General features: G+C 64.0%; 4 protein-coding genes and 1 pseudogene. 3 read left to right on the top strand and 2 right to left on the bottom strand.

Annotated features, from left to right (window positions below):
* Both EOA22_RS28930 and EOA22_RS28925 read right to left on the bottom strand, forming a co-directional pair.
* Positions 1-819 (bottom strand): 3-dehydroquinate synthase (locus EOA22_RS28930; RefSeq protein ID WP_127390402.1); only part of this gene is annotated, 819 nt, incomplete at its 3' end.
* Positions 816-1,427, bottom strand: coding sequence for a shikimate kinase (locus EOA22_RS28925; RefSeq protein WP_024503735.1), 612 nt, complete (start codon positions 1,425-1,427; stop codon positions 816-818). The genes EOA22_RS28930 and EOA22_RS28925, both read right to left, overlap by 4 nt.
* 210 nt (positions 1,428-1,637) lie before the next feature.
* On the opposite strand from EOA22_RS28925, the gene EOA22_RS28920 reads away from it, so the two are divergent.
* The 3 genes and pseudogenes from EOA22_RS28920 to EOA22_RS28910 form a co-directional block, all read left to right on the top strand.
* Entirely contained in the window at positions 1,638-1,790 is a 153-nt protein-coding gene (locus EOA22_RS28920; protein WP_013529356.1) for a hypothetical protein, read from the top strand.
* 17 nt (positions 1,791-1,807) lie between these two features.
* Positions 1,808-2,725 (top strand): site-specific tyrosine recombinase XerD, encoded by a 918-nt coding sequence (locus EOA22_RS28915; RefSeq protein ID WP_063169115.1) that lies wholly within the window; start codon positions 1,808-1,810, stop codon positions 2,723-2,725.
* A gap of 99 nt (positions 2,726-2,824) precedes the next feature.
* Positions 2,825-3,139 (top strand): annotated as a pseudogene (locus EOA22_RS28910) (acetyl-CoA carboxylase carboxyl transferase subunit alpha); the annotation flags it as partial.

Raw genomic sequence — 3,139 nt, 5'->3', positions numbered from 1 at the left:
TTCGCCATGGACGCGGCGGGTGCGGTCATATTGGGTGGCGGCTTCCAGCGCGTGGCCGAATGTGTGGCCGAGATTGAGCAGCGCGCGGTCGCCGGTCTCGAACTCGTCACGCGCAACCACGTCGGCCTTGGCGCGGCAGGCTTCGGCAATCGCCTGCGCCCTCTCCGGCCCGCCGGCAAAAACCTGGACCCAATTCTTTTCCAGCCAGGCGAAAAATTCCGGCCGGTCGATGAGCCCGTATTTGGCGAGCTCGGCATAGCCGGCGCGGAATTCCCGGATCGGCAGCGTGTCGAGCACCCCTGTGTCGGCCAACACCAGTTTCGGCTGATGGAAGACGCCGACAAGGTTCTTGCCGCGTGGGCTGTTGATGCCGGTCTTGCCGCCGACCGAGGAATCGACCTGCGCCAGCAGCGAGGTCGGAATCTGCACGAAATTCATGCCGCGCCGCACGATGCCGGCGGCAAAGCCGGCAAGGTCGCCGATAACACCGCCGCCGAAGGCGATGACGATGTCGCCGCGCTCCAGTTTCGCAGCCAGCACACCGTCGACCACCTCTTCGAGATGGGCAAAACTCTTGGTCTTCTCGCCGGCCGGCAGTGTGATGATGGCGGTCTGGATGCCACCCGTTTCGAGGCCTGCCTTCAGCGCACCGAGATGCGCTGCCGCGACATTGGCGTCGGTGACGACCGCGGCGCGTGTGCCCGGCAGCCGGCGCGCAATCTCGGCACCCGCGCGGGCCAACAACCCCGAGCCGATCAGAATGTCGTAGGTCCGGTCGCCAAGGCCGACTTCGACGACAACGGGTGCCTCGATGCTCACTGTTCCACCTCGCCCGTCGCAGCCGCCTGATCAATGCCGAAATGCCGGCACAGCGCGTCCACCACCTCGGTCGCGATGACTTCCTTGCGGTCGTCGCGGGTCGGCACTGTGACGTCCGATGTCGCGTAGACCGGATAGCGCTCGCCCATCAGCCGCTCCAGCACGGCGCGCGGGTCGGCGCTTTTCAGGAGCGGCCGGTTCTGTTTCTTGGCGACGCGATCCATCAGAAGGTCGAGTTCGGCCTTCAGCCACACCGAGACGCCCTGCGCTGCAATCGCCTCGCGCGTCTGCGCATTCATGAAGGCGCCGCCGCCGGTCGACAGCACCTGCGGCCCGTTTTCCAGTACGCGCAGGATGACGCGCTGCTCCAGCGCCCTGAATTCGGTCTCGCCGTAGCGCTCGAACAGTTCCGGAACGGTCATGCGCGAGACGCTTTCGATCTCCTGGTCGCTGTCTATGAAGGGCAGCGCCAGCATCGTCGCCACCTTGCGGCCGATCGCCGTCTTGCCGGCGCCCATCAGTCCGACGAAGACGACGGAACGGCTGCCCAGCCTGCCGAGCAACGCGGCGTGGTTCTCGTCTGGAGGATTTGCTGGCAGCGCGTTCATCGGATGTTTCGAAGGCCCTCTTTGCCGGCGTATCGACATGAAAAGCCCGTTTGCGTCAAGCGTGGCAAGTGCCTTGAACCCGATATGGACTGGCAGGGTCTGCATCAGAAGTTGCTAACAGGCCCCAGCTTCTTCCTTGAATTGGCCGGATTGGCGTCCCATAAGGGGACAGGGTTTGGAAACGCAGAACAAGAAGACGGGCGAAAATTGATGCCGACACTGTTTCGCTTTGTCGTGGTAACGGCGATTCTGGCTGGCATTGCCTATGGTACGATGTTCGCACTGGTGATGTTCGTCGAGCCAAAGAAGGGGGAAATGAGCGTGCGCATCCCTCCGGAAAAGCTCAATCCCAAGAAAAGCTGAATGACAAGACAGGCTGAATGAACAGCGCCGCCCGCATCGAAGCCTTTCTGGAAATGATGAGCGCCGAGCGGGGCGCGGCAGAAAACACGCTTTCCTCCTACCGCCGCGACCTCGAGGACGCTTCCGGCGCGATCGATGGCGGGCTGGCCGGTGCCGCCGCCGCCGATATCCGCGCCTATCTCGACGACATTGCCGCCCGCGGCTTTGCCGCCACGTCGCAGGCGCGCAAACTGTCGGCGATCCGCCAGTTCTTCAAATTCCTCTACGCCGAAGGCCTGCGCGGCGATGACCCGACCGGCACGCTGGACAGCCCGAAAAAGGGCCGCCCGCTGCCCAAGACGATGAGCGAGGCCGACACCGGCCGGCTGATCGACCGTGCAGCAATTGAAGCCGGCGATGTCTCGTCGGGCGATGGGGACAGCCTGGCATCACTGCGCCTGCATGCGCTGGTCGAGGTGCTTTACGCCACCGGCCTGCGCGTTTCCGAGCTGGTCGGCTTGCCGGTGACGGTGGCGCAACGCGACGACCGCTTCTTCATGGTGCGCGGCAAGGGCGACAAGGAGCGCATGGTGCCGCTCTCCGCCAAGGCACGCGCGGCGATGAAGACCTGGCTTGCCGCCCGCGCCAAGGTGCCAGCCTTGGCCGACAGTCCGTTCCTGTTTCCGGCCGCCTCGGACAGCGGCTATCTCTCGCGCCAGGTCTTCGCGCGTGACCTGAAAGGGCTGGCGGCAAGGGCCGGCATTGCCTCGGCGAAGATCTCGCCGCACGTGCTGCGCCATGCTTTCGCCAGCCATCTCCTGCAGAACGGCGCCGATCTGCGGGCCGTGCAGCAATTGCTTGGCCATGCCGACATATCGACGACACAGATTTACACCCATGTGCTGGAAGAGCGGCTGGTGCGGCTGGTCAACGATCATCATCCGCTTGCCGACTAGGCCTCATATCGCTATGTGAGGACGACATTTCACCGCCCGGAGCCTTGGATTCAAGGGTTCCGTCAGCCACTGCCTTCCGACGTATCGGTCCGCTCACGCATGTATAATTACCTCGATTTCGAAAAGCCGGTGCAGGACCTCGAGGGCAAGATCCTCGAGCTGAAGAAGCTTGCCGAGAATGGCGAGGCGGTCGATGTCGGCGACGAGATCAACCGTCTCGAGAAGCGCTCCCGCGACGCATTGCGCGATGCCTACAAGGCGCTGACGCCTTGGCAGAAGGTGCAGGTGGCGCGCCATCCCGACAGGCCGCATTGCGTCGACTACATCAAGGGCCTGTTCACCGATTTCACGCCGCTGGCCGGCGACCGCAATTTCGGTGAGGACCAGGCGATCGTCGGCGGTTTCGCCCGCTTC

This window comes from Mesorhizobium sp. M7A.F.Ca.US.014.04.1.1, from assembly GCF_003998745.1.
Lineage (GTDB): Bacteria > Pseudomonadota > Alphaproteobacteria > Rhizobiales > Rhizobiaceae > Mesorhizobium > Mesorhizobium ciceri.
This window is presented reverse-complemented; position numbering and strand designations above follow the sequence as displayed.